Source organism: Streptomyces sp. N35, assembly GCF_016464295.1.
GTDB lineage: Bacteria > Actinomycetota > Actinomycetes > Streptomycetales > Streptomycetaceae > Streptomyces.
The window spans coordinates 64,971-89,384 of record NZ_JAEIMH010000028.1 but is presented as its reverse complement, the minus strand read 5'-3'; the positions used below and the strand labels follow the sequence as shown (position 1 = coordinate 89,384).

Annotated in this window: 19 protein-coding genes; 10 read left to right on the top strand and 9 right to left on the bottom strand. The window is 69.9% G+C overall.

What is annotated here, in order from left to right:
• Positions 1-11 precede the first annotated feature (11 nt).
• On the bottom strand, positions 12-1,004 hold the full coding sequence (gene corA / locus JAO81_RS17670) for a magnesium/cobalt transporter CorA (RefSeq protein ID WP_199548821.1): 993 nt from the start codon (positions 1,002-1,004) through the stop codon (positions 12-14).
• A gap of 62 nt (positions 1,005-1,066) precedes the next feature.
• On the opposite strand from corA, the gene JAO81_RS17665 reads away from it, so the two are divergent.
• From JAO81_RS17665 to JAO81_RS17645, 5 genes are all read left to right on the top strand, one after another.
• On the top strand, positions 1,067-1,762 hold the full coding sequence (locus JAO81_RS17665; protein ID WP_199548820.1) for a histidine phosphatase family protein: 696 nt from the start codon (positions 1,067-1,069) through the stop codon (positions 1,760-1,762).
• A gap of 88 nt (positions 1,763-1,850) precedes the next feature.
• The gene (locus JAO81_RS17660; RefSeq protein ID WP_199548819.1) at positions 1,851-2,441 is read left to right on the top strand and encodes a DUF3090 domain-containing protein; all 591 of its coding nucleotides are present in this window, start codon (positions 1,851-1,853) and stop codon (positions 2,439-2,441) included.
• Entirely contained in the window at positions 2,405-3,241 is an 837-nt protein-coding gene (locus tag JAO81_RS17655; protein WP_199548818.1) for an SCO1664 family protein, read from the top strand. The genes JAO81_RS17660 and JAO81_RS17655 overlap by 37 nt, the downstream gene beginning before the upstream one ends.
• Before the next feature lie 287 nt (positions 3,242-3,528).
• Positions 3,529-4,758, top strand: coding sequence for a cysteine--1-D-myo-inosityl 2-amino-2-deoxy-alpha-D-glucopyranoside ligase (gene mshC / locus JAO81_RS17650; RefSeq protein WP_199548817.1), 1,230 nt, complete (start codon positions 3,529-3,531; stop codon positions 4,756-4,758).
• 106 nt (positions 4,759-4,864) lie between these two features.
• Positions 4,865-7,924 (top strand): NPCBM/NEW2 domain-containing protein, encoded by a 3,060-nt coding sequence (locus JAO81_RS17645; protein WP_199548816.1) that lies wholly within the window; start codon positions 4,865-4,867, stop codon positions 7,922-7,924.
• Between the two features lie 63 nt (positions 7,925-7,987).
• On the opposite strand, the gene JAO81_RS17640 is transcribed toward JAO81_RS17645, so the two are convergent.
• Positions 7,988-8,680, bottom strand: a complete 693-nt coding sequence (locus JAO81_RS17640) for a hypothetical protein (protein WP_199548815.1) — start codon at positions 8,678-8,680, stop codon at positions 7,988-7,990.
• 84 nt (positions 8,681-8,764) lie between these two features.
• Positions 8,765-10,510: a S8 family peptidase gene (locus JAO81_RS17635; protein ID WP_199548814.1), complete on the bottom strand. Its 1,746-nt coding sequence runs from the start codon at positions 10,508-10,510 to the stop codon at positions 8,765-8,767.
• A gap of 277 nt (positions 10,511-10,787) precedes the next feature.
• Here JAO81_RS17635 and JAO81_RS17630 point away from each other — a divergent pair, with 277 nt between their 5' ends.
• Positions 10,788-11,768 carry an SMP-30/gluconolactonase/LRE family protein gene (locus tag JAO81_RS17630; protein WP_199548813.1) on the top strand — a complete coding sequence of 327 codons (981 nt, stop codon included), beginning with the start codon at positions 10,788-10,790 and terminating at the stop codon, positions 11,766-11,768.
• A gap of 180 nt (positions 11,769-11,948) precedes the next feature.
• Here JAO81_RS17630 and JAO81_RS17625 read toward each other — a convergent pair whose 3' ends face one another.
• On the bottom strand, positions 11,949-12,959 hold the full coding sequence (locus JAO81_RS17625) for a PAC2 family protein (protein ID WP_199548812.1): 1,011 nt from the start codon (positions 12,957-12,959) through the stop codon (positions 11,949-11,951).
• Positions 12,960-13,230: 271 nt separating this feature from the next.
• Here JAO81_RS17625 and JAO81_RS17620 point away from each other — a divergent pair, with 271 nt between their 5' ends.
• From JAO81_RS17620 to JAO81_RS17605, 4 genes are read left to right on the top strand one after another with little or no spacing between them, the layout of a single operon-like run.
• Entirely contained in the window at positions 13,231-14,544 is a 1,314-nt protein-coding gene (locus tag JAO81_RS17620) for an enolase C-terminal domain-like protein (RefSeq protein ID WP_199548811.1), read from the top strand.
• Positions 14,541-15,581 carry a sugar ABC transporter substrate-binding protein gene (locus JAO81_RS17615; protein WP_199548810.1) on the top strand — a complete coding sequence of 347 codons (1,041 nt, stop codon included), beginning with the start codon at positions 14,541-14,543 and terminating at the stop codon, positions 15,579-15,581. The genes JAO81_RS17620 and JAO81_RS17615 overlap by 4 nt, the downstream gene beginning before the upstream one ends.
• A 5-nt stretch (positions 15,582-15,586) precedes the next feature.
• Positions 15,587-17,170, top strand: a complete 1,584-nt coding sequence (locus JAO81_RS17610; protein ID WP_199548809.1) for a sugar ABC transporter ATP-binding protein — start codon at positions 15,587-15,589, stop codon at positions 17,168-17,170.
• Positions 17,167-18,198, top strand: coding sequence for an ABC transporter permease (locus JAO81_RS17605; protein ID WP_199548808.1), 1,032 nt, complete (start codon positions 17,167-17,169; stop codon positions 18,196-18,198). The genes JAO81_RS17610 and JAO81_RS17605 overlap by 4 nt, the downstream gene beginning before the upstream one ends.
• Before the next feature lie 18 nt (positions 18,199-18,216).
• Here the strand turns inward: JAO81_RS17605 and JAO81_RS17600 are convergent, their stop codons facing one another.
• From JAO81_RS17600 to JAO81_RS17580, 5 genes are all read right to left on the bottom strand, one after another.
• Positions 18,217-18,888: a FadR/GntR family transcriptional regulator gene (locus JAO81_RS17600; RefSeq protein WP_199548807.1), complete on the bottom strand. Its 672-nt coding sequence runs from the start codon at positions 18,886-18,888 to the stop codon at positions 18,217-18,219.
• 212 nt (positions 18,889-19,100) lie between these two features.
• Positions 19,101-20,717, bottom strand: coding sequence for a glycerol-3-phosphate dehydrogenase/oxidase (locus JAO81_RS17595; protein ID WP_199548806.1), 1,617 nt, complete (start codon positions 20,715-20,717; stop codon positions 19,101-19,103).
• Between the two features lie 82 nt (positions 20,718-20,799).
• Positions 20,800-22,353: a glycerol kinase GlpK gene (glpK, locus tag JAO81_RS17590; protein WP_199548805.1), complete on the bottom strand. Its 1,554-nt coding sequence runs from the start codon at positions 22,351-22,353 to the stop codon at positions 20,800-20,802.
• A 56-nt stretch (positions 22,354-22,409) separates the two neighbouring features.
• A complete protein-coding gene (locus tag JAO81_RS17585) occupies positions 22,410-23,198 on the bottom strand; it encodes an MIP/aquaporin family protein (protein WP_199548804.1) in 789 nt (262 codons plus the stop codon).
• Between the two features lie 250 nt (positions 23,199-23,448).
• Positions 23,449-24,213 carry an IclR family transcriptional regulator gene (locus JAO81_RS17580; protein ID WP_199548803.1) on the bottom strand — a complete coding sequence of 255 codons (765 nt, stop codon included), beginning with the start codon at positions 24,211-24,213 and terminating at the stop codon, positions 23,449-23,451.
• Positions 24,214-24,414 lie beyond the last annotated feature (201 nt).

Genomic DNA, 24,414 nt, shown 5'->3' with positions numbered 1-24,414 from the left:
CCGGGGGCGGTTCACAGCCAGCCGCGCCGTTTGAAGGTGCGGTACAGGCCGTACACCGCCCCCGCCATCACCAGCAGAGCGCCCGGGTAGCCCCACCACTGGTCGAGCTCCGGCATGTGCGTGAAGTTCATGCCGTAGACACCGGCGACCATGGTCGGCACCGCGGCCATGGCGGCCCAGGCGGAGATCTTGCGCATGTCGTCGTTCTGCCGCACGCCCGTCTGCGCCAGATGCGCGGCGAGGATGTCCGAGCACAGCCGGTCGAGCGACTCCACGCCCTCGTTGGCGCGCGTCAGATGGTCGTTCACATCGCGGAAGAACAGCCGCGAGTGCTCGTCCACGAACGGCACGCCCGCGCCCGTGAGCCGGAGCATCGGTGTCGTCAACGGCACGGTGGCACGGCGGAATTCGAGGATCTGCCGCTTGAAGTTGTAGATCCGCGCGGCGAGCGTCCTGGTGTCCGAGGTGCCGGGCGCGAAGACCTCCTCCTCCAGGGTCTCCAGGTCCAGATGGAGCTCGTCGGCCACGTCCATGTAGTGGTCCACGACGGCGTCGCTCACCGCGTAGAGCACGGCGGTGGGCCCGTGCTGCAACACCTCGGGCTGCTCCTCGAGGCGGCTGCGCACGACCCCGAGCGGCGCGCTCTCGCCGTGCCGCACGGTCACCACGAAGGAGTCGCCGACGAAGAGCATCAGCTCCTCCGAGGTCACTTCGTCCCGCTGGACGTCGTACGCGATGGGCTTGAGCACCACGAACAGCGAATCGTCGTACACCTCGAGCTTGGGCCGCTGATGCGCCTTCAGCGCGTCTTCCACGGCCAGCGGATGGAGTCCGAACTCGGAGCTGACGAGGGCGAACTCCTCCTCGGTCGGCTCGTGCATCCCCAGCCAGAGAAACGCGTCCCCACTCGTGCGCGCCTCGTCCAGGGCATCGGAGAAGTCCTCCGGGCCCTTGGTCCGGCGGCCTTCCCGGTAGATGGCGCAGTCCACGATCACGGTGGGCATCTTTCCCGGATACGGCGGAGCATGCATTCTGTGCGGCGCTTTCGGGCGCCTACCCTGGCCGCATGCCCACCTTGATTCTCGTGCGTCACGGACGGTCCACCGCCAATACCGAGGGGCTGCTCGCCGGGCGGATGCCCGGGGTCGCGCTCGACGAGCGGGGCAGGGCGCAGGCCGGCGGGCTGCCCGGGCGGCTGGACGGGGTGCCGCTCGCGCTGGCCGTGACCAGTCCGCTGCAGCGGTGCCGGGAGACGGTCGCGCCGCTGCTGTCGGTACGGGACGGGCTCGAACTCCATGAGGACGAGCGGATCGTCGAGTGCGACTACGGGGACTGGTCAGGCCGCAAGCTGGCCGAACTCGCCGGTGAGCCGCTGATGGAGGTCGTCCAGCAGCATCCGACCGCCGCCGCCTTCCCGGGCGGTGAATCAATGCGCGAGATGCAGCACCGGGCCGCGGAGGCGGTACGGGAATGGAATGCGCGGGTGGAACGGGACTTCGGACCGCAGGCCGCGTATCTGATGTGCTCGCACGGCGACATCATCAAGTCCCTTGTGGCGGACGCCCTCGGCCTCCATCTGGACCTGTTCCAGCGCATCTCCGTGGAGCCCTGCTCGGTGACCGTGATCCGCTACACGCGGCTGCGCCCCTTTCTCGTACGCCTGGGAGACACCGGGGACTTGAGCTCCCTGGCGCCGCCCGCCGCGCCTTCCGGGCCCGAGCAGTCGGACGCCACAGTGGGGGGAGATGCGGGCGCACCGTGATCGTCGGCCGCAGTAGGGTGGCACCGTTCCGCGTACAAGCTTCCGTTTCCGTTTCCGAAGACGCCGATCGCAGGGAGAGGCAGAGTCCGTGACCCGTCAGGTGTTCCTGTACGACCCGCCGGAGCGCTTCGTGGCCGGCACGGTGGGTCTGCCCGGACGCCGTACGTTCTTCCTGCAGGCCTCGGCCGGCGGCCGGGTGACCAGCGTGGCGCTGGAGAAGACCCAGGTGGCGGCGCTGGCCGAGCGGATGGACGAGCTGCTCGACGAGGTCGTACGGCGCAGCGGCGGCAGCGCTCCGGTCCCGGCGGTCGCCCCTTCCGAGAACGCCGACACCGCTCCGCTCGACGCCCCTGTCGAGGAGGAGTTCCGGGTCGGGACCATGGCGCTGGCCTGGGACGGGGACGCCGATCGCATGATCGTCGAGGCGCAGGCCCTGGTCGAGCTGGACGCCGAGAGCGAGGACGATCTCGCCGCCGCCGAGGAACAGCTGCTCCAGGACGAGGAGAACGGCCCGCCGATGCTGCGGGTCCGCCTCAGCGGTGCGCAGGCGCGGGCCTTCGCCAAGCGCGCCCTTGACGTGGTGAACGCGGGCCGTCCGCCGTGCCCGCTGTGCTCTTTGCCGCTCGATCCGGAAGGACACGTATGTCCGCGCCAGAACGGATACCGCCGCGGGGCGTGAGCTCCTCCAAGCTTTCCGCCGAGCTCCTCACCCACGGCGAGCTGACCGTGCGCGGCCGGATCCGTGAGGCGTCCAACGCGGTGCTGCTCTGCGATCTCTCGTACGAGGGCGACTCGGCCGCGTGCGTCTACAAACCGGTCGCGGGCGAGCGCCCCCTGTGGGACTTCCCGGACGGCACGCTCGCCGAGCGCGAGGTCGCCGCGTACGAGGTCTCCGAGGCGACCGGCTGGGGCCTGGTGCCGCCGACCGTGCTGCGCGAGGGCCCCTACGGCACGGGCATGTGCCAGCTGTGGATCGACGCCCCGGAGGAGCCCGGGCCCGGGCTGCTCGCGCTCCTGGACACCGAGGAGCCGGGCGAGGGCTGGAAGGCGGTGGCCTTCGCCGAGGTCGGCGAGGGGCGCCAGGCGCTGCTGGTGCACGCGGACGACGAGCGGCTGCGGCGGCTCGCGGTCCTGGACGCGGTGATCAACAACGCGGACCGCAAGGGCGGGCATCTCCTGGCCGCGCCCGAGGGGCACCTGTACGGAATCGACCACGGGGTCACGTTCCACACCGAGAACAAGCTGCGGACGCTGCTGTGGGGGTGGGCGGGGGAGCCGCTACCGTCCTGGGCCCTGACCGCTCTGACCGAGCTGTCGGCCGCGCTCGCGCCCGAGGGCGCGCTGGCGGTCCGCCTCGGCGAGCTGCTCACTCCGGCCGAGGTCGACGCGACCCGGGCGCGGGTGCGGGGGCTGCTGCGGTCCGGGGTGCATCCGGTGCCGTCGGGGGAGTGGCCGGCTATTCCTTGGCCGCCCGTGTAGGTGGCAGCTGTGCCGGGGGTGCAGGGGGCAGAGCCCCCGCCCGGTGCGCGTCGTCGGGTGCCGCTTGTCGCGGGTGCGGGCCCGTGGCGCCTGCCGCGGCCTGTTTCCCCCACCCCGCCCCTTCCCGAAACCGGGGAGCTCTGCCCCCGGACCCCGGCATCCGAACTTCGTTCGGATCTGCTCAAGCGCCGCAGGGGCTGTGTGTGCCCTACCCGCTGAGTGCGCGATCCGGACAAGATCGGAAACCCGGGTCGTAAGCAGAACACCCCTCCGGTTACGCTCAATGAATGCATGCCTGGCCCGCTTCCGAGGTCCCCGCCCTGCCCGGCAAGGGCCGCGACCTCAGCATTCACGACACCGCGACCGGTGGGCTCATCCCCCTCGACCCCGGTCCCGTCGCCCGTATCTACGTCTGCGGCATCACGCCGTACGACGCGACCCACATGGGTCACGCGGCGACCTACAACGCGTTCGACCTCGTGCAGCGCGTGTGGCTCGACACGAAGCGGCAAGTCATCTACGTGCAGAACGTGACGGATGTCGACGACCCGCTGCTCGAGCGCGCGATCCGCGACGGCGAGGACTGGGTCGGACTCGCGGAGCGCGAGACGGCGCTGTTCCGCGAGGACATGACCGCGCTGCGGATGCTCCCGCCGCAGCACTACATCGGCGCGGTCGAGGCCATACCCGGCATCGTTCCGCTCGTGGAGCGGCTGCGGGACATGGGCGCCGCCTATGAGCTCGAAGGCGACATCTACTTCTCGGTCGACTCCGACAAGAACTTCGGCAAGGTCTCGAACCTCGACACCGCCGCCATGAAGCTGCTCTCCGCCGAACGCGGCGGCGACCCCGAGCGGCCCGGCAAGAAGAACCCGCTCGACCCGATGCTGTGGATGGCCGCCCGCGAGGGCGAGCCGAGCTGGGACGGCGGCTCGCTCGGCGCCGGTCGGCCGGGCTGGCACATCGAGTGCGTGGCCATCGCCCTCGACCACCTCGGCATGGGCTTCGACGTCCAGGGCGGCGGCTCCGACCTGGCCTTCCCGCACCACGAGATGGGCGCCTCGCACGCCCAGGTGCTGACCGGCGAGTTCCCCATGGCCAAGGCGTACGTGCACGCCGGCATGGTCGCGCTCGACGGCGCGAAGATGTCCAAGTCCAAGGGCAATCTCGTCTTCGTCTCCAAGCTGCGCCGCGACGGAGTGGACCCGGCGGCCATCCGGCTCGCGCTGCTCTCGCACCACTACCGGGCCGACTGGGAGTGGACCGACCAGGTGCTCGCCGACGCCGTGGCCCGCCTCGGCCGCTGGCGCGCCGCGGTCTCGCGTCCCGACGGACCGGCTGCCGAGGCCCTCGTCGAGGAGATCCGCGAGGCCCTGTCGGATGACCTCGACGCGCCCGCCGCGCTCGAGGCCGTGGACCGCTGGGCCGAGCTGCAGAGCTCGGCGGGCGGTACGGACGAGAGGGCTCCGGGGCTCGTATCGCGGGCAGTGGACGCGCTGTTGGGCGTGGCTCTCTAGGCGGCACGAAGAACCGCGGATCCACGAGGAAGGCCGCTTCGGAAAGTCCAGAAGCGGCCTTTCCCAGTCCATGGTGGCGCCTGTGCACAGCTGCTACACACGCGCCATGAGATCTCCAAAGTGGTTCAGGGCAACGGCAGTTGCCGCCCTGTTAGGTCTGTTCGCGGTGCTCGCAGGACCCGGCGGCGGGCAGGCCGCGCGGGCCGAGCCGGCGGACACCACCGTCGGCGACATCACCGGCTTCGCCGCCGACGGGTCCGTCTACCGCCTGGCCGCGGGAGCCGCCGAGGTCCGCGTCTCCTTCGTGACGGCCGAGACCTTCCGTATCGAGCTCGCGCCGGACGGCGCGTTCACCGACCCCACCGGCACCGACATCGTCCTGCCGCAGGGCACCCCGCCCGCCACCAAGTGGCGCGACAGGGGCGACCGCTACGAGCTCTCCACATCCCAGGTCACCTTGCGCGCCTACAAGAAGCCCCTGCGCTTCGCGCTGCACCGGGCCGACGGCAGTCAGGTCTGGGCGGAGACCAAGGGCCTCACCTGGAACGGTGAGCGCACCACACAGAGCCTCGCGCGCGGCGCCGACGAGCAGTACTACGGCGCCGGAATGCAGAACGGCCACGGCAACACCTCGCACCGCGGCAAGACCGTCGAAGTCGGCGTCGACTACAACTGGGACGACGGGGGCCACCCGAACTCCGTGCCGTTCTACCTGTCTTCGTCGGGATACGGCGTCTACCGCAATACGTACGCCCCGAACACGTACTCCTTCGCCGACCCCGTGACGGCCTCGGCGAAGGAACAGCGCTTCGACGCCTACTACTTCACCGGCGACGGCGCGGACAGCGCGAAGGATGTCATCGGCTCCTACACCCGGCTGACCGGGAAGCCGTTCCTGCCGCCGGTCTACGGTCTGGAGATCGGTGACGCCGACTGCTATCTGCACAACGCCAACCGCGGCGAGCGGCACACCCTCGACGCCCTGAAGGTGGCCGACGGCTATCTCGAGCACGACATGCCGAACGGCTGGATGCTCGTCAACGACGGCTACGGCTGCGGCTACGAGAACCTCGCCGAGACCGCCGAGGGCCTGCAGGACCGCAAGATGCAGCTCGGTCTGTGGACCGAGGACGGCATCGACCAGCTCGCCGACCAGGTGAAGGCCGGACAGCGGGTGGCCAAGCTGGATGTCGCCTGGGTGGGGGAGGGCTACAAGTTCGCCCTCGACGGCTGCAAGGACGCCTATCAGGGGATCGAGGACCACAGCGATGCCCGCGGTTTCACCTGGGCACCCGAGAGCTGGTCGGGCGCGCAGCGCTGCGGTGTGCAGTGGTCAGGCGATCAGTCGGGCAGCTGGGAGAACATCCGCTTCCAGATCCCGACGTACGCCGGTGCCACCATGTCGGGTCTCGCCTACACCACCGGTGACGTGGACGGCATCTTCGGCGGGAGCGCCAAGACGTACACGCGTGATCTGCAGTGGAAGGCCTTCCTGCCGACCCTCATGACGATGAACGGCTGGGCGGCGAGCGACAAGCAGCCCTTCCGGTACGGGGAGCCGTACACCTCCATCAACCGCAAGTACCTCAAGCTCAAGGAGTCCTTGCTGCCCTACATGTACTCGTACGCGCACGAGGCCACCAAGACCGGTGTGGGACCGGTCCGGCCGCTCGCGCTCGAGTACCCCGAGGATCCGAAGGCCGGGACGGACGCGGCCAAGTACGAGTTCCTGACCGGTGAGGACTTCCTCGTCGCACCCGTGTACCAGGACTCCACCGTGCGCGACGGCATCTATCTGCCGAAGGGCACCTGGATCGACTACTGGAGCGGGCGCGTGCACCAGGGCCCGGTCACCCTGGACGACTACAGTGCGCCGCTCGACACGCTGCCTCTGTTCGTACGGGCGGGGGCCTCGGTTCCGATGTGGCCCGGAATCCGCTCGTACCAGGACCGCACGGCCGAGTCGCCGCTCGCCTGGGATGTCTATCCGCAGGGGAAGTCCTCCTTCACGCTGTACGAGGACGACGGCGTGACGCGGGAACACCGCGCCGGGAAGTACGCCACCCAGCGTGCGGACGTCGCCGCCCCGCGCCAGGGCGCCGGTGACGTGTCCGTCCGGATCGGGGCGAGCGAGGGCGAGTTCAGCGGAAAGCAGCGCAGCCGTCCGTACCGCTTCACCGTGCACACCGGGGACGCGCCGAGCCGAGTGGAGCTCGGCGACCGTGGGCTGCCGCGGCTGGCATCGAGGGCCGCGTTCGACGCGGCGGCCGAGGGCTGGTGGTACGACCGGGACGACCGCGCAGGCGTGGTCCAGGTCAAGACCGCGAAGCTGCGGACCGACCGGGCTTTCGTGCTCGAACTGGAGGACACCAGCGCGGTCGGCGGTGCGGTGCCCGGCGCCCAGGCCGCTCTTTCGGCGCCGGTGGAACAGGAGTTGGGTGCCGGAGTGGGCGGCAAGGTGTCCGTCGACGTCACGGCGGGCAGCCGGGACGCGACCGGGGTCCAGGTGGGGATCGAGGCGCCGGACGGCTGGCATGTGACCTCCGCACCGGTCGTCGACCGCATTCCCGCCGGTACGACCCGCCGGGTGGAGGTGGCCGTCACCCCGGACAAGGACGCGCGGCACGGCGAGGCCTCACTGACCGCGACCGCCCGCTACCGGGCGGCGGGCCAGGACCGCACCTCCGTACAGCGGTTCGCCGTGGCGGTGATGCCCCCGCCGCCGACCGCCGATGCCTGGGCGAGCGATCTGCCGTGGCTGAAGGCCACCAACGGCTGGGGCCCGCCGGAACGCGACCGCAGCAACGGCGAATCCGGCGCCGAGGACGGCCGGGCGCTGACGCTCGCCGGGACCACGTACGAGAAGGGCATCGGCGCGCACGCCGACTCGGACATCGAGGTCTATCTCGGCGGCCGCTGCTCCAAGCTGACCGCCGACGTCGGCATCGACGACGAGATCAACGGCTATGGAGAGGTGGCCTTCTCGGTCGAGGCCGACGGCAAGGTCCTGTGGACCTCGCCCGAGGTGACCGGGGCGTCGGCGACCGTGCCGGTGGACGTGGACCTGGACGGCGCACGCCATGTCCAGCTGAAGATCACCGACACGAACGGCTCGAAGAGCGGTGACCACGGGGACTGGGCTGCGGCCAGGTTCCACTGCGCGTAAGGAACACAGGCAGGTGCAGGGCGGGAGAGTTCTCCCCGCCCTGCACCTGCCTGCTTGCGCTGCCTACTTGTTGACCACGATCGCCTGGATCTGGTGCGGCGAGGCGCTGTCGAAGAAGGCCAGAACCTGGTGGCCCGCGATGAACGCGCGCTGCACCACGTCCTGGATCACCTGGCTGGGGTTGTGCAGCTCCCGCCAGAGGTTGTCGACCAGGAGGAACAGGACCGGCGGCTGGCCGGGCAGCGGGTCCACGACGTCCCAGTAGCGGGTCGCCACACCGCTCTGGATGGCCTCGGCACCGATCTGGCCCATCTGGCCCATCTGCTGGAGCAGCTGCTGGATGTTCGGCTGCTGCCCCATCTGCTGGAGCTGCTGCTGCAGCTGCGGCGGGAACTGCTGCTGACCGAACTGCTGCAGTTGCTGCTGTGCCTGCGGAGGCGCCGTGCTCGGCCCCTGCTGTCCTTGCTGCCCCTGCCCCTGCCCCTGCTGCTGGCCGTACTGCTGCTCGGACTGCTGCCCGTACTGCTGCGGGCCGAACTGCCCCTGTCCGTAGGACTGCTGCGGTTGCTGGCCGAAGCCCTGCTGCTGCCCGTAACCCTGCTGCCCGAAGCCCTGCTGTCCGGGCTGTTGTCCCTGCTGCTGCGGGAACTGCTGCTGCGGGAACTGCTGCCCGGGCTGCTGGAACTGCTGGCCGCCCTGCTGGGGCAACTGCTGTCCGTACTGACTCTGCTGACTCATCTGCGGGGTGGTGCTCATGCGGGTGCCACCTTCCCTCGGTGATGGAGTGCTGTGATCGATGGATGCCGTCGATGGATGCCGTCGTACGGGGATCGCGCGGCCTCAGCCGGTGACGACCAGGCCCACGATCTCGTCGTCCGCGTACCAGACACGGATGTCCGGCCGGCCGCCGGCGAAGGCGGAGTGCACCGCCTGGCGGACCTCCGGTGCCGGATGGTTGAGGTTGCGCCAGGCGCCGGCCACGAACAGCCGGAGCCGGGGCGGGAGTTCACGGGGATAGGGGACCAGCTCGTCCCAGTACCGCTCGGCCTGGCCCGAGCCGATCGCCGACGGGAGCAGCCGGGTCAGCGCCGACTTGATGTCGGGCCGGTTGCCGATGCGCTGGGATGCGGGGCGGCCGGGCGTGTCCTGCTGGGGTGTGCCCGAGGCGCGCAGGACCTCACGCGCCTGCTGCGGGGACATGGGTGCCGACCCGGAGGCCTTCAGCATGCCCTGCAGCGAGGCGAGCGCTCCGGTCACCACCGGGGAGGCCGACGAAGTGCCGGAGAACGTGTCGGTGTACCAGGCGATTTCCTCGGCACCGCCCTGCAGGTCACCGGGCCGGTTCCACGAGCCGCCGGTCGTGGTGGTCTCACGGCCCCAGCCCTGGGCGTCCACGCGCGCACCGTAGTTGGAGAACGCCAGACGGGAACGGTCGGGTCCGTGATCGCGGCCGTGGGTCCCGGGCGGCGGTGCGCCCGCCCCGACCAGGACCGCGCCGGAGGGCTGGTTGGACGGGTTGAAGGGGTTGCGCCACCACTCGGGGAACTCGTCCGGCTTGCGCTCGTACACCGCGTCGTCGAGCGACTCGGCACCGTTGCCCGCGGCCTCGACCACGATGACGCCCTTGGCGGTGGCCCAGCGGATCGCCGCATAGTCGTCCGGCCACCATTCGAGCGGGAGGTAGCCGCGCTGGTCGTCGCGTGTCTCGTAGTCGAACTGCGGGCCCGGGCGGTGCAGTTCGATCAGGACGATATCGCCGTACGTGAGCTTCTCGGCCGCCGCGTGGATGGCCGCGGCGGAGCCGATGCCCTGGAAGGACGCGGCCGCGGTCACGGCCTCGGGCACGATCCCGGTGATCCCGCGCCGGCTGCGGTCGCCGCCGAGGACGCCGAGCACGGCGGTGCCGTGGTTGCGCCAGGCGATGTCCTGCACGGGGGTTCCGAGCACGACGCCGGCGAGTTTCGCCGACAGGTCCTCATGGCCGAGCTGCCAGGCGCCTTCGATATCGATGATCGTGACGCCCTCACCGCTGCCGCCGGGCCGCTGCCAGGCCCAGTGGGCGTCGATGCCTTCGGGGGCCGGGCGCAGATACCCCTGGCGCGAGGTGAAGTCGGGTGTCTCGGGAGCGCCTTCCTTCAGGCGCTGACTCTCCTCGGTGGTCTGCCGTACGGGCCCGAGCGTCGCCGGTACGGCGCCGGGCTTGACGTAGGCCGTATCGATCTCGGGCAGCGCGGCCATCCGCGACCGCAGTTCCTGGGCCCGCTCGCGGCCGCCGCGCACCCGGTAGAACAGGGTGAGATCGGGGCCCGGCTCCTGGATCCGCTGAGGGGGAACGGCGGCCTGGATGCGCTCTTCGTTGCCGAACAGCGGCTCCAGAGCCAGCTGTTCATCGCTGAGGAACATGTTGAGGGCGGATACATCGGCCCCGGCCGCCGAGCGCACCGAGGCCCCTTCGGCGCGCAGCAGGGCCTCGGGCCGTGCGACCACGATCAGTTCCTGCTCGGCGCCTCGATAGGTGAATCCCGCTCCGTCGGGTCCTGGGCCTGTGCTGCCCGGTCCCTGCGGCGGCTGTACCTGGTCGGTCATCGCTGTGCGCTCCCCTCGGACGAGTCCTGCTGCCGTCGTACGCCGGGTGCTGCTCCGCGGTTCTCCGGGGCCCACCCTGCTACGGCTGTGCGGATCCGTCCACCCCCCGTCGCCCCAACTGAGTTTGAAAACAAGTTGAATAGGGAACCCCCTGCAATTCGCCTTGAATCCGATGTCACGTCTCAATTCGGCCAAACCCTGCGGCGACAGACGTCATGTGATGGGGTATGAGCGACTGTTGACCGTTTCTGGCGACTTCTCCACGAGAGGATGCGCAATGGCATTCAGCAACAGACCAGGCCGTCCGTTAGCACGTCGCGGACTGCTCGGTGCGGGAGCGGCGCTCGGTGGCGCGGCACTCCTCGGAGGTCTCGGCGGCACGGCGCAGGCGGCCGAAACCCGTGACAAGGCGGCGTGGCCACGGCAGTTCCCGCTGCCGGACGGCTTCCAGCCGGAGGGCGTCACCATCGGCCGCAGCCCGCACGCGTACTTCGGCTCCATCGCCCACGGGGGCGTCTACCGCGTGGACCTGGCCACCGGGCGCGGCCGGACCGTCGTCCGAGGCCAGGGCGCGGACCACCCCACCATCGGGCTGAAGATCCTCGACAGCGGCGATCTGCTCCTGTGCGGCGGCCCCAGCAGCGAGCTGCGGATCGCCGACCCGCGCACCGGCGCGCTGCGCACGCTCGCCACCGTGGACGGCATCTTCGTCAACGACGTCATCCCCACGCCGGGCGCCGCCTGGTTCACCGACTCCTTCAAGCCGCAGCTCTACCGCCTCGCCCTCGACCGGCACCAGCGGCCCGGCGCGGTCACGACCGTGCCGCTCTCGGGTGACTGGGTGCAGGGGCCGGACTTCACGGCCAACGGCATCGAGCGCACCCCGGACGGCACGGCCCTGCTCGTGGTGAACGCCTATGCCGACGGTGGCACTTTGATGCGCGTGGACCCGCGTACCGGCCGTGCGGCCGCCGTCGATCTCGGCGGCGCGAAGATTCCCAACGGCGACGGACTGCTGCTGCTCGGCCGCACGCTCTACTGCGTGCAGCAACAGCAGAACGCGATCGACGTGTTCACCCTGAACAAGGCGGGCACGCGCGGCCGGGCGATCACCCGCATCACGGATCCGGAGCGGTTCCGCATCCCCACGACAGCCGCGGCCTGGGGTAACCGCCTCTATCTGCCCAACGCGCGCTTCGACGTGCCGGAGCCCGGGCCGGACACGACGTACGACGCGGTCGCGGTCGACCAGGTCTGAGGGGTCGTACGGACTCGAGGGTCTCGACGGACTCGACGGACTCGACGGTCTCGACGGACTCGGTGGTCTCGACGGTCTCGGTGGAAGAGCAGGACGGGGCGGCACCCACCAGGTGCCGCCCCGCACGTATGCCGGAGAGCTCGGCCGTACGCCGGTGCGCTCGGCCGCAAGTCCCGTAGCTCAGTCCGACGCGTCCTCGCCGCCGGCATCCTCGGTGTCGTCGTCCTCGGCCTTCTCGCCGGGCCGCGGCCCCGGGTCCGCCGGCGGATAGGGCGGCTTGGTGCGGTCGTGCGGGGTGTCCCTTTCCCGCAGGAACTGGCCCTCGCCGCTCTCGGTCGCATGCCCGGGGCCGCCGTCGCGCCGCCGCAGATACCGCTCGAACTCCCGCGCGATCGCCTCACCGGACGCCTCGGGCAGCTCGGCGGTGTCGCGGGCCTCCTCCAGCGTCTGTACGTACTCGGCGACCTCGCTGTCCTCCGCGGCCAGCTGGTCCACGCCGAGCTGCCAGGCGCGGGCGTCCTCGGGCAGTTCACCGAGCGGGATCCTGAGGTCGATCAGGTCCTCGAGACGGTTGAGCAGTGCCAGCGTGGCCTTGGGGTTCGGCGGCTGCGACACATAGTGCGGAACGGCCGCCCACAGCGAGACCGCGGGAACGCCCGCGTGCGTGCAGGCCTCCTGCAGCACGCCCACGATGCCGGTGGGACCCTCGTAACGGGTCTCCTCCAGATTCATCGAGCGCGCCAGATCCGCGTCCGAGGTCACACCGCTGACCGGCACGGGCCGCGTGTGCGGGGTGTCGCCGAGCAACGCGCCCAGGATGACGACGAGTTCGACGCCCAGCTCATGGGCGAAGCCGAGCAGCTCGTTGCAGAACGAGCGCCAGCGCATGGACGGTTCGATACCGCGGACGATCACCAGGTCGCGCGGCTTGGCGCCGCCGACTCGGACCACCGAAAGCCGGGTCGTCGGCCAGGTGATCTTGCGGGTGCCGCCGTCCAGCCAGACGGTGGGGCGGTTGACCTGGAAGTCGTAGTAGTCCTCGGCATCGAGCGCGGCGAAGACCTCGCCCTTCCACTCCTTGTCGAGGTGCGCGACCGCGGTGGAGGCGGCGTCGCCGGCGTCGTTCCAGCCCTCGAACGCGGCCACCATGACCGGGTCGACCAGCTCGGGAACCCCTTCGAGCTCGATCACCCAGCGCCTCCTTCCGACGTTCCTCTGTGCACGCCCCAACCTTACGGCTTGTACGGGGGCCTTCCGCAGCCCCCTTGCACGGCCCTGGTGTGGTGTGGTCAGGGTGAGGGGAGTTTGTCTTGGGGACATCGCCTCCAAACCACCACCTCGGAATTCATCCGAGCTGTAACCCGTAAGTTGCGTCAGAACTCTGGACGACCCCCGTTCCAAGGGCTATACATCGGATGTCCAGCAAAGATCCGATGTCCGGCGCGACGTTACGGGGGCGTGCATGAGCGAGACCGTCACCGGCTTCGAGGTGGAGGACATACGCTTCCCGACCTCGCGGCAGCTCGACGGCTCCGACGCCATGAACCCCGACCCCGACTACTCGGCCGCGTATCTGGTGATCCGCACCGGCACCGGAGCCGAGGGCCATGGTTTCTGCTTCACCATCGGCCGCGGAAACGACGTCATGGCGGCCGCCATCCAGTCCCTGCGTCCGTACCTCATCGGCCGCAGGGCACCGCGGGACGCGGCGGATCTGGCCGCACTGCACCACGAACTCACCCACGATTCACAGCTGCGCTGGCTCGGCCCCGAGAAGGGCGTCATGCATATGGCGGCCGGCGCCGTCGTCAACGCGGCCTGGGACCTGGCCGCCAAGCAAGCCGGCCTGCCCGTCTGGGAGTTCCTCGCGGCCATGAGCCCCGAAGAGCTCGTCTCCCTCGTGGACTTCCGGTACTTGAGCGACGCGCTCACCCCCGACGAAGCCCTCGGCATCCTGCGCGCCGCCGAACCCGGCAGACGGGAAAGAGCGGACCGGCTGCGGGCCACGGGCTATCCCGCGTACACCACCTCGGCCGGCTGGCTCGGCTATGACGACGCCAAGCTGGTGCGGCTCGCCAAGGAGGCCGTCGCCGAGGGGTTCGAGCAGATCAAGCTGAAGGTCGGCGAGAACCTGGCCGACGATCTGCGCCGGATGCGGCTTGCCCGCGAGGCGGTCGGCCCGTCCATACGGATCGCCGTCGACGCCAACCAGCGCTGGGACGTGGCCGACGCCGTCCGCTGGATGGAGGCGCTCGCACCGTTCGACCCGTACTGGATCGAGGAGCCGACCAGTCCCGACGACATCCTCGGCCACGCCGCCGTACGCGCCGGACAGCCGGTGAAGGTCGCCACCGGTGAACACATCGCCAACCGCGTGGTGTTCAAGCAGCTCCTGCAGGCCGGCGCCGTCGACTTCGTCCAGATCGACGCGGCCCGGGTCGCGGGCGTGAACGAGAACCTCGCCATCCTGCTGCTCGCCGCCAAGTTCGGGGTGCCGGTCTGCCCGCACGCGGGCGGGGTCGGACTGTGCGAACTCGTCCAGCATCTCGCCATGTTCGACTACGTGGCGGTCTCCGGCTCCCTCGAAGGCCGGGTCATCGAGTACGTGGACCATCTGCACGAGCACTTCACGCACCCCGCGGTCGTCGCATCGGGTCGCTACCAGGCACCCGCCGCACCGGGCTTCTCCGCCCGGATGCACCCCGAGTCGATCGCCGCCCACCGCTATCCCGACGGGCCGGTCTGGCGGCCTGGCACCCCAGGGAGGACCTCATGAGATTCCGTACGACGAGTGTGGCGCTGGCCGCCGCACTGACAGCCGCCCTCGCGCTGTCGGCCTGCAACCGGGACTCCGCGAACGGCGCGGGAGGAGGCGGCGGCAAGGTCGGGATCGATCTGCCGCGCAGCGACACCGACTTCTGGAACTCCTACCAGCAGTACATGGAGAAGGGCGTCAAGACGGAGAAGCTCGGCCATCTGCCGTTCACCAACTCGCAGAACGACATCGGCAAGCTCGCCGCCAACGTGCAGACCTTCCAGGACCAGGGCGCCAAGGCCGTGATCATGGCGCCGCAGGACACCGGAGCGGTCGCCGAGACCCTCAACAACCTTGCCGAGAAGGACATCCCGGCGATCAGCGTCGACACCCGGCCCGACCAGGGCGACGTCTACATGGTCGTCCGCGCCGACAATCGTGCGTACGGCGAACAGGCCTGCAAGTACCTCGGCGAACAGCTCAAGGGCAAGGGCAAGGTCGTGGAGTTCCAGGGCGACCTGGCCTCCATCAACGGCCGTGACCGCTCCGAGGCGTTCAAGGAGTGCATGGACAAGAGCTACCCGGACATCAAGGTGTTCGAGCTGGCCACCGAGTGGAAGGGCGAGGTCGCCTCGGCCAAGCTGCAGACCACGATGGCCGCCCACCCGGACATCGACGGGATCTACATGCAGGCCGGCGGCGCGTTCCTCGAGCCCACCCTCGCGCTCCTGGAGCAGAAGAAGCGGCTCGTCCCCGCGGGCGAGAAGGGCCACATCACGATCATCTCCAACGACGGCATCCCGCAGGAGCTGGACGCCATCCGCAAGGGGACGATCGACGCGACCGTCTCCCAGCCGGCCGACCTCTACGCCAACATCGCGCTGTACTGGGCGAAGAAGGCTCTGGCGGGCGACAAGGTCAAGGAGGGTCCCACCGACCACGACTCCACCGTCATCAAGATCCCCAACGGGTACGAGGACCAGCTCCCCGCACCCCTGGTGACCAAGGAGAACGTGGACGACCCCAAGCTCTGGGCCAACCAGCTGGACAAGAAGTAGCCGCCATGACCGAGCAGTTGGATCCGCCTCCCGCCGTCCACGCGGAAGGAGTCGTCAAGCGCTTCGGGCCCACCCTGGCGCTCGACGATGTCGGCCTGACCGTGCGCCCCGGCGAGTCCCACGCACTCGTCGGGCGCAACGGCGCGGGAAAGTCGACCCTCGTCAACGTACTGACCGGGCTGCACAAGCCGGACGCGGGCACCGTCCGCTTCCACGGTGAACCGGCGCCTGATTACGGCGACATGGCGGCCTGGCAGTCCAAGGTCGCCTGCGTCTACCAGAAGTCGATGGTCGTACCCGAACTGACCGTCGCCGAGAATCTCTTCCTGGGCCGCTTCGAGCCGGGCGAGCGCTATATCCGCTGGTCACGGCTGCGGCAGAAGGCACGTGAACTGCTCGCCTCGTACGGAGTGGACGTGGACCCGGCGGCGAGGGCGAAGGATCTCGCGGTCGAGCAGCGGCAGTTCGTGGAGATAGCCAAGGCGCTGTCCTTCGGCGCCAAGCTCATCATTCTCGACGAGCCAACGGCCCAGCTCGACGCCCGCGGCATCCAGCGCCTCTACGCCAAGCTGCGCGAACTCCAGGCGCAGGGCGTGGCGTTCCTCTACATTTCGCACCACCTCCAGGAGGTCTACGACCTCTGCACCGCCGTCACCGTCTACCGCGACGCCCGCCATGTGCTGACCGAGCAGGTGGCCGAGCTGTCCAAGGCGGATCTGGTCGAGGCGATGACGGGGGAGGGCAAGGGCGGTGCCTCCTCGTGGCACGCCGTCTCCGTGGGCGCCTCGGACCACGCGCTGGGCGAGACGGTGCTTCGGACCGAACGGCTCGCCCTGGACGGCGAGTTCGATCCGATCGACCTGTCCGTACGCGCCGGCGAGGTGGTCGGACTCGCGGGCGCGACGGCCAGCGGCAACACCGCGCTGGGCGAGGTGCTCGCCGGCATGCGGAGCCCCACCTCGGGCGCCGTGAACGTGGCGGGCCGCGATGTCCGTACCGGCAGCGTGCCGCACGCCCTGGACGCCGGCATCGGCTACATCCCCGAGGACCGCCACCGCCAGGGCCTGGTGCTCGGCCGCAGCGTCGCCGAGAACGCCACGCTCACCGTGGCCGACCAGCTGGGACCGTGGGGGACCGTACTGCCGTCCCGGACAAGGGAGTTCGCGGGCGGGATGATCGCCTCGCTCGACATCAAGACCCGCGGCCCCGAGCAGCTGGTGAGCGGCCTGTCCGGCGGCAATCAGCAGAAGGTCGTCGTCGCCCGCGCGCTCGCCCGCGACCCCAAGGTCCTGGTGGCGCTGCGGCCGACCGCGGGTGTGGACATCAAGTCCAAGGACGCACTGCTCGGCGTGGTGCGGCGGGTCGCGGGCGAGGGCAGCGCGGCGGTGATCGTCTCCGACGAGCTCGACGATCTGCGGGTCTGCGACCGGGTGCTCGTGCTTTTCCACGGGCGGGTGGTCGCCTCGTACGACAGCGGGTGGAGCGACCGCGAACTGGTGGCCGCGATGGAGGGCGTGGGGGAGACCACCTCGGCGGATGCGGAGGTCGGTCACGAAGGAACGGCCGGGAACAAGGAGCAGACGTCATGACCGAGACCTTGCGGCCCGTGCAGGTCGACGAGGCCAAGTCCGGTGGCGGGGCGCGCAGTCGGCTGGATCTGATCCGGTGGAGCGACTTCTCGCTCGTGCCCGTGATCCTGGTCCTGATGGTGATCGGCTATATCGTCTCGCCGGTCTTCCTGACCTCCGACAACCTCATCAACGTCGTCCAGCAGTCGAGCGAGCTCTCGCTGCTCGTGCTCGGGCAGGCGCTGATCCTGATCGCCGGCCGGATGGACCTCTCGCTCGAATCGACCATCGGCATCGCGCCGGTGATCGCGATGTGGCTCGTCCTGCCCACAGAAGGCGGGCGGTTCGCGGGTCTGGAGTGGTTCCCGGTCTGGACCGCCGTACCGATCTGCCTCCTCGTCGGCGCGCTGATCGGCACGTTCAACGGCTTCATGATGCTGAAGCTGCACGTCAACGGTTTCATCGCGACCCTCGGCATGCTGACCATGCTGCGCGGTCTGCAGATCGGCATCACCGAGGGCAAGTCCATCACCGGAGTCCCGGAGTCCTTCCGGTACCTGGGCAAAGCCGACTGGATCGGTGTCCCCGCCTCGGTGTGGATCTGCCTCGCCCTGTTCGCCGTCGGCGGCGCCGCGCTCGCGTGGCTGCGGCACGGACGCTCGCTGTACGCGATCGGCGGCAACCCCGAAGCCGCGCGCGCGGCCGGTATCCGGGTCGACCGGATCACCTGGATCGTGCTCGCCGTCGGCGGTGTCCTCGCCGCCCTTGCCGGCATCCTCTACACCGGCCACTACGGCTCGGTCGCGGCGAATCAGGGCAACGGCTGGATCTTCCAGGTGTTCGCGGCCGCCGTGATCGGCGGGATCAGCCTCAAGGGCGGCAGGGGCACCTTGTTCGGCGCACTCACCGGTGTGCTGACCCTGCAGCTCGTGGTGAATGTGATGACGCTCGGCGGGGTGCCCCAGCTGTGGAACCAGTTCCTCAACGGCGCGATCATCATCGTCGCCCTGATCATCTCCCGCTTCGCGAGCGGCGAGAAGCAGGACTGACCGCGCCCGGGCGGGTGCTCAGAGTGTGGTGCGCAGCCACTGCTCCACGCTCGCGATGTGGACGGTCGCCCAGGAACGGGCGGCCTCCGCGTCACGGTCCCGCAGCGAGCCCAGGATCATCCGGTGCTCGTGCAGCGTGCGGCTGACCGCGTCCTCCTGGGTCAGCCCGCGCCAGACCCGGGCCCGGGTCGTGGGCCCGGACAGGCCGTCGAGCAGCGAGCAGAGCACCGAGTTGCCGGAGGCCTGCACGATGCCCCGGTGGAACTCGAGGTCGCACGCGACAAGTTCCTCCACCGAGGGCGCCGGGCCCAGCGCGTCCAACTGGGCGCTGAGCGCTTCCAGTTGATCGTCGTCGATCAGGGCGCTGGCCATCGCGGTCGCGGCCGGCTCCAGGATCCGGCGGACCGCGAGGAACTCCAGGACCGTGTCGTCGCGGTGGAAGTCCACGACGAAGCTGAGCGCTTCGAGCAGCAGCTGCGGGTCCAGGCTGGTGACATACGTACCGTCGCCCTGGCGGACGTCGAGGATCCGGATCAGCGACAGCGCCCGTACGGCCTCGCGCAGCGAGTTGCGGGACAGGCCGAGCTCGGCGGCGAGCTCGCTTTCCTTGGGGAGGCGGTCGCCGGGGCGCAGTGCCCCGGAGACGATCATTCCCTTGATCTTCTCGATGGCCTCGTCGGTGACAGCCATGGCGCCCTCCCTGATACCTCCGATGTATCCGGCCATTATGGGGGCGCCGAGCCGCCGGGGAAGGCGTTCTCGCAGATGAAGCGCTTGCCATGACGGTACGTAGGGCCGCTCGCGCGCTCCGTGACCACCGGACATGCAGGTGTGAGGGACGGCCGCCGCGGCGACCGCCCCTCACATCCCCCGATTCCCCCGTGTTCCGGGGCCGCTCGGTCCTACTTGGCGTCGAGCAGCCCCTGGACCTTGCCCCGCACCTCGTCGGAGGCGAGACCGCGGATCGTCAGCGTCGTACGGCGGCGCAGCACGTCGTCCGCCGTCTCGGCCCACTCGTGATCGCGGGCGTAGACGACCTGGGCCCAGATCTCCGGGGCGTCCGGGTGGATCCGCTGTGCGAGCTCCGGGCTCTCGTTGGCGAGGCGCGCGATGTCGAAGGCCAGCGAGCCGTAGTGCGTGGCGAGGTGGCGCGCCGTGTCGGCGGCCATCCGCGGGCCGGGCGCCGGACCGTCGACGAGCAGGCGGTGGGCGACCGCGCGCGGGTTGGCGATCCCCGGCAGCGGCAGCTTCTTGGGCAGCCGGCCGACCGGCTCCAGGTCCTCGCCGAGCGGGTGGCCGGGCAGCTGCGCCAGCTTGTTCATCACGGTGCGGCCGATGTGCCGGAACGTCGTCCACTTGCCGCCGGCCACCGACAGCATGCCGCCCTTGCCCTCGGTCACGACCGTCTCGCGCTTGGCCTTCGCGGTGTCGCCCGGGCCGCCGGGCAGCACGCGCAGACCCGCGAAGGAGTACGTGATCAGGTCGCGCGACAGCTGCTGGTCGCGGATGGAGAACGCGGCCTCGTCCAGGATCTGCTTGGTGTCCTGTTCCGTGACGGACACTTCGCGCGGATCGCCCTCGTACACCTCGTCCGTGGTGCCGAGGAGCAGCATGTCCTCCCACGGCAGGGCGAAGGTGATGCGGTACTTGTCGATCGGGGTCGCGAGCGCGGCCTTCCACGGCGAGGTGCGCTTGAGGACCAGGTGCGCGCCCTTGGAGAGCCGGATCGAGGGCGCCGCGTTCGGGTCCTCCAGCGTGCGCAGGTGGTCGACCCAGGGGCCGGTCGCATTGAGCACGAGCCGGGCGTCGACCCCGAACTCCGTACCGTCCAGGCGGTCCTTGAGCTCGGCGCCCGTGACCCGGCCGCGCGTGAAGCGCAGCCCGGTCACCTCGGCGTGGTTGAGCACCACGGCACCCGAGTCGACGGCCGCGCGGACCGTCATCAGCGCCATCCGCGCGTCGTTCATCTGGTCGTCGCCGTACACGGCCACGGCCTTGAGGTTCTCGGTCCGCAGCTCCGGTACGTCCTGCGCGGCCTTCGACGGGCTCAGCAGATGCCCTACACCGTCGCCGAACGCGGAGAGCGCGCTGTACGCGAACACACCCGCGCCCAGCTTCGCCGCACCGTGCGGACCGCCCTTGTAGACGGGCAGATAGAAGGTCAGCGGGTTGGCGAGGTGCGGCGCCACCTGACGGGACACCGCACGCCGCTCGAAGTGGTTCTCGGCGACCAGCTTCACCGCGCCGGTCTGCAGATAGCGCAGCCCGCCGTGGAGCAGCTTGGAGGAGGCCGAGGAGGTGGCGCCGGCGAAGTCGCCGGCGTCCACGAGCGCCACCCGCAGCCCGGACTGCGCGGCATGCCACGCAGTGGAAATGCCCAGGATCCCGCCGCCGATGACCAACAGGTCGTACGAGGCACGGCTCAGCTGCTCACGGGTTTCGGCGCGCCCGGGATTGATGCCCGAGGCCGCGTGCGTCCCGAGCGAAGGGAGGCTCTGCAGGGTGGTGCTCATGGTCAACTCCTCGTCGGCGCCGACCGGTTGAAGTGACCGGCCGACGCCATCCAGTAAGGCCCGTCAGGCCTCTGTGTTTCCCGGCCTGTCAGGCCTCGTCGGAATCCTCGACCCAGCCCATGGTCCGCTCCACGGCCTTGAGCCAGCTCTTGTACTCGCGGTCCCGCTGCTCCGCCGGCATGCGGGGGGTCCATTCCGCGGCGCGGCGCCAGTTGGCCCGCAGCGCGTCGGTGTCCGGCCAGTAGCCGACGGCGAGACCGGCGGCGTAGGCGGCACCGAGGCAGGTCGTCTCGGCCACCATCGGACGCACCACGGGCGCGTCCAGGAAGTCCGAAAGGGTCTGCATCAGCAGGTTGTTGGAGGTCATGCCGCCGTCGACCTTGAGCGCGCTCAGCTCGACACCGGAGTCCTTCGTCATGGCGTCGGTGATCTCGCGGGTCTGCCAGGCGGTGGCTTCCAGGACGGCGCGCGCGATGTGCGCCTTCGTCACGTACCGCGTGAGACCGGCGATCACGCCGCGGGCGTCGGAGCGCCAGTACGGGGCGAACAGACCGGAGAAGGCCGGCACGAAGTACGCGCCACCGTTGTCCTCGACGGACGAGGCGAGGGTCTCGATCTCGGCGGCCGAGTTGATCAGACCCATCTGGTCGCGCATCCACTGCACCAGCGAACCGGTGACGGCGATGGAGCCTTCCAGGGCGTAGACCGGCTTCTGGTCGCCGATCCGGTAACCGACTGTGGTGAGCAGTCCGTTGTACGAGTTGACCGGCGTCTCACCGGTGTTCATCAGCATGAAGGTGCCGGTGCCGTACGTGGACTTGGCCTCGCCCTCGGCGAAGCAGGTCTGGCCGAACAGCGCCGCCTGCTGGTCACCGAGCGCCGAGGCGACCGGCACACCCGCGAGCACGCCCGCCTTGGCGTGCCCGTACACCTCGGCGGAGGAGCGGATCTCGGGCAGCACGGCGGCCGGGATGCCCATGGAGTGCAGGATGCGCTCGTCCCAGGCCATCTCGTGCAGGTTCATCAGCATGGTGCGCGAGGCGTTGGTGACGTCCGTGACGTGCACGCCGCCGTCCACGCCGCCGGTCAGGTTCCAGATGACCCAGGAGTCCATCGTGCCGAAGAGGATGTCGCCGGCCTCGGCGCGCTCGCGCAGGCCCTCGACGTTGTCCAGCAGCCAGCGGACCTTCGGACCCGAGAAGTACGACGCGAGCGGCAGACCGGTCTCGCGGCGGAAACGGTCCTGACCGACGTTGCGGCCGAGCTCCTTGCACAGCGCGTCGGTGCGGGTGTCCTGCCACACGATCGCGTTGTGCACCGGCTCACCGGTGTTCTTGTCCCACATCAGCGTGGTCTCACGCTGGTTGGTGATGCCGATCGCCTTCACGTCGGCGGAGGTGATGCCCGCCTTCGAGATGGCGCCCGCGACCACGGACTCGACGTTCGCCCAGATCTCCTTGGCGTCGTGCTCGACCCAGCCGGGCTTGGGGAAGATCTGCTCGTGCTCGCGCTGGTCGACGGAGACGATCCGGCCGTCCGTGTCGAAGACGATGCAGCGGCTCGAGGTCGTGCCCTGGTCGATGGCCGCGATGAACGGCCCTGCGCCGTGGGAGGAAGTCCCTGCGGTGTGTGCGTCGGTCATTTCTGGTGCTCCAAGAAGTCTGTGTACGGCGGCTCTTGCGTCCTCGAAGGGGTCGGTCAGGCGAAGGCGAGCTTGTAGAGGCCGCCCGCGATCACACCGCCGATGATCGGTCCTACGACCGGGATCCAGGCGTAGGACCAGTCCGAACCGCCCTTGTTGGGCAGCGGAAGGAGCGCATGGACGATACGCGGACCGAGGTCGCGGACCGGGTTGATGGCGTACCCGGTGGGACCGCCGAGCGAGAGACCGATGCCGACCACGACGAGCGAGGTGATCAGGGCGCCGAGCACCCCGAGGCCGTTGCCCTCGTTGTTGAGGCCCTGAGTGAGGATCGCGAGGACCAGGACGACCGTGGCGATGATCTCCGTGGCCAGGTTCTGCGCGACGTTACGGATCTCCGGGCCGGTGGAGAAGATGCCGAGGACCGGGCCGGGCGCGTCCTTGGAGACGGCCTTGACGGAGTCCTGCGCGCCGGGACCGCCGACGATCTCGCGGTGGGTCAGATGGGCCTGGAACTGTCCGTAGTACGTGACCCACACCAGGACCGCGCCGATCATGGCGCCGATCAACTGCGAGAAGAGGTAGAGGGGAACGTCGCCCCACTCGGTGCCGCCCTCTATCGCCAGGCCGATCGTGACGGCCGGGTTGAGGTGGGCGCCCGAGACGCCGCCCGCGAGATACGCGCCGGTCAGCACCGCGAAGCCCCAGCCGAAGGTGATGGCGAGCCATCCGGCGTTGCGGGCCTTCGAGTGCTTGAGCGTGACGGCGGCACAGACACCGCCGCCGAGCAGGATGAGCACGGCGGTACCGATGGTCTCGCCGATGAAGATATCCGAGCTGGACACCCGCGACTCCTTTGTCCTTCGTCCAGGTGACTACCGGGCAGAGCCGGGTAGCTGGTTGCGGTGCTCGATCCGCGTTGCCACACCCTACCCCGTATTGCCGGTAGCTGTTCGACAATGCCGACCGATGAACGGAAGTCTTGTTCCCGTGTTCGCTTGACGTCAAGACTTGTGTGAGGGGAATTGCGATCGTTACGCGAGGGTGGTGACGGATCTGTGGGGGTGCGGTTGCGGGAGGTGAGCGTGAGGGTGCTCAGAACCTGCCCGCGCCGAGATCCCGCGACACCGCGCGGGCACAGTCCCGTACCGCCGCGATCAGCTCGTTGCGCAGCTCGCCGCCCTCGCAGACCCGCTCGACGGCGCCCGTGATGCCGACCGCGCCGACCGGCATCCGCCGCCGGTCGTGGATGGGCGCGGCCACCGAGGCCACACCGTCCCAGGTCTCCTCGACATCGGCGGCCCACCCGCGCGCGCGGGTCAGATCGAGCACCGACTCGAAGTCGTCAAGACCGGTGATCGTGCGGGGTGTGAACTCCTTGCGCTCCACCTCCACGACCTCGCTGTGCGCCACCGGGTCGTAGGCGGAGAGCACCTTGCCGAGTGCGGTCGAGTGCAGCGGGTGCATCGCCCCGACCTCGAGCACCTGACGTGACTCGTCGGGTCGGAAGACGTGGTGCACGATCAGGACGCCCTGCTGGTGCAGGACGCCCAGGTAGACGCTTTCGCCGCTGGAGCGTGCCAGGTCGTCGGTCCACACCAGGGCGCGGGCGCGCAGCTCGTGGATGTCGAGATAGCTGTTGCCCAGGCGCAGCAGCTCGGCGCCCAGCTGATAGCGGCCGGACGGGGCGTCCTGCTCGACGAAACCCTCGGCCTGCAGCGTGCGCAGGATGCCGTGCGCGGTGCCCTTGGCGAGACCCAGCGAGGAGGCGATGTCGGAGAGGCCGAGGCGCCGCTCGCCGCCGGCGAGCAGCCGCAGCATCGCGGCGGCACGCTCGAGCGACTGGATGTTCTTCGCCATCGCCTAAAGCCTCCTGGTCGTTCGACAATGCTGAACACTATCGGCCGTTGTCGACCTTGTCCTCATGTCCAGCCCCGCAGATTTCGGTATCCGGCCGACATAGTGGCGCACGCCTGTGCGACCCAGGCCCCCGCCCCGTCGTCCGTCCCCTGGGACGCCCCTCACCCCGGGACCTTGGTCCCGGCTACCCTGACCGGGTGC